The organism is Halalkalibacter akibai JCM 9157, from assembly GCF_000513135.1.
Taxonomy (GTDB): Bacteria; Bacillota; Bacilli; order Bacillales; family Bacillaceae_D; genus Halalkalibacter; species Halalkalibacter akibai.
The window spans coordinates 1-2,429 of record NZ_BAUV01000111.1 but is presented as its reverse complement, the minus strand read 5'-3'; the positions used below and the strand labels follow the sequence as shown (position 1 = coordinate 2,429).

Annotated in this window: 2 protein-coding genes; both read left to right on the top strand. The window is 37.5% G+C overall.

Annotated features, from left to right (window positions below; genetic code table 11):
• Positions 1-150: 150 nt before the first annotated feature.
• The gene (gene istA / locus JCM9157_RS22875; RefSeq protein WP_035668794.1) at positions 151-1,656 is read left to right on the top strand and encodes an IS21 family transposase; all 1,506 of its coding nucleotides are present in this window, start codon (positions 151-153) and stop codon (positions 1,654-1,656) included.
• Positions 1,649-2,368 carry an IS21-like element helper ATPase IstB gene (gene istB / locus JCM9157_RS22870; protein ID WP_035668792.1) on the top strand — a complete coding sequence of 240 codons (720 nt, stop codon included), beginning with the start codon at positions 1,649-1,651 and terminating at the stop codon, positions 2,366-2,368. The genes istA and istB overlap by 8 nt, the downstream gene beginning before the upstream one ends.
• Positions 2,369-2,429: the final 61 nt, after the last annotated feature.

The window sequence follows — 2,429 nt, the reverse complement described above, 5'->3', positions numbered from 1 at the left end:
TGTTTATGGCAAACTAAATATGTAGGGAATGGCATTTAATTTGTGTAGGGCCGTAGGCCCAAAACAAATAAAAAAGCCACTTGTCAACTTCTCAAAATAACATTAGACTCCTCGTTGGACCAACAACGTTTGACAGGAGGCTATTAGGAGATGTTAGCAGTGGCACAAATAGATTATATCAGACATGAAGTAAATCAAAAAGGTGGAACTTATTCCAGTGTGGCAAGAAAGATGGAGATTGATCCTCGGACAGTTTCGAAGTATGCCAATCAAGAAGAATTTAAAAAGAGAGAGAAACAAACAAGAGTGTCACCAGTAATGGGGCCAGTAAAACCTATTATTGATAAGTGGCTTAAAGAGGATTTAAAAAAGAAGAAGAAATATCATCGAACGGCAAAGAAAATGTATCAGCAATTAAAGAAGTTTCATAGTTTTCAGGGAGCATATCGAACTGTAAGAGATTATGTTTCTAAGCGTAAATATGAATTGCGGGAAGACTATCGAGAAGCTGCACTACCATTGGAGTCTTTTCCTGGAACAGCTCAAGTAGACTTTGGTACAGCCCCTTTTGAATATTATTCTGAAGTGATTGAACTACCCTATTTAGTCATGTCTTTTCCTTACAGCAATTCGTTTTATTTTCAAGTCTTTCCTTCGGAAAATACAGAATGTTTATTAGAAGGATTACAACGAATGTTTCAACATATGGGTGGTGTTCCAAGAGTTATACGCTTTGACAACCTGTCGCCTGCGGTCAAAAAGGTCATGGCCAAAGGGAACAGAGAGTTAACTCAAACTTTTGAACGATTTACACTACATTATGGGTTTAAATATGAATTCTGTAACCCTGGAAAAGGAAACGAAAAAGGTCATGTAGAAGCAATGGTGAAGTATGTGAGAAATAACTTTCTACTACCTGAATGCATGATTACAGAATTGGATCAATTTAATGAAACCCTATGGGAACTGGCTGAAGAAGATCGGAACCGCCCACATTACGAGAAAAGAATATTTCAGTCTGAGCTTTATTTACAGGATAAAGAGGAGTGGCTCCTATTACCTGAGAAGTCATTTGAATGTGTCCGGTATCAAGAGTTAAAAGCTGATAAATACGGGTTTGTTTCTCTGGATGATAAGCAATATTCAACTTCACCAAGGTTCGCTCAGCAGAGAGTAAAACTATGTATCTCCTATAACTCGGTTATGGTTTTGAGCGAGAAAAACGAGTTAATAGTGAGCCATAGTCGATTGTATGGGACACGACGAAAATCAATGGTATGGCAACCATACTTGGACCTACTTTCCAAGAGGCCGAAAGCCATTAAGTACTCTAATATATACAATCAATTCCCAGAGGTATGGGCTAGTTACTTGCGTAACTGCACAGAAGAAGAACAAAAAGAAGCCTTGCGATTACTGGGTAAACTTTTAAAAAATCAAGATTTCAGTCTGTTAAATGAAGCATTAGCTTTAGCTGCACAGAATGGTCACCCAAGTACCGATCAAATAAAGCACTGTTTTTATTCATTGTATAACAACACAGATACACACGATGCAATCTCTACAAATCTAGTCGTGCCAATCCTGCCATCCGTTACGCGCGGCTTAAATCATTATGACACCTTCTTTAAGGAAGAGGTTCATAGTAATGGATAAGCAGATTGAAGAATACGCAAAGCGATTAAAGTTAAGCTGGATAAGAGAACATTATCATGAATTGAATGTAAGTGATCCAAAAGAATACCTTCTCAAGCTATTCGAAAAAGAAATAGCCAATCGAGAAGAACGGAAGATCAACTTATTATTAAGTCACGCTCAACTCCCCAAAACAGGAGGAAGTCCTTTTCAGTGGGAGCATATACAAATTCCACAAGGAATTGAACGAGAGCAAGTGTTAAACGGAGACTTTATCTCCGAAAAGGAGAACCTGATATTTTATGGAGGAGTTGGGACAGGAAAAACATATCTAGCAACGTTATTATCCTTAAATGCCATACATAAGTTTGGCAGTCGCGTAAAATTTTTTACAGTGGCAGGTTTGGTAAACAAATTAATAGAGGTTCACCAGAATGGTACTCTACCGAAGGTTATGAAGCAGTTAGAAAAGCTCGATCTATTAGTGTTAGACGAGCTTGGGTACATCCCCTTGCATAAAGAAGGAGCAGAGCTATTATTCCAAGTAATTTCGATGTGTTATGAGAATAAGAGTCTGGTTATCACTACAAATCTTCAATTTGGTCAATGGAATCATGTTTTTGGTGATCCCATTCTAACTGAAGCAGTCATTGATCGGTTGATTCACCATTCACACTTACTTGTTTTTAAGGGAGATAGTTTTCGTTATAAAGAATCTTTATTACATCAATAATTAGAAGTGACAAGTGGCAGGCATTTTTAATTGCCATCTAGTACATTTTTTACTTGCCAAA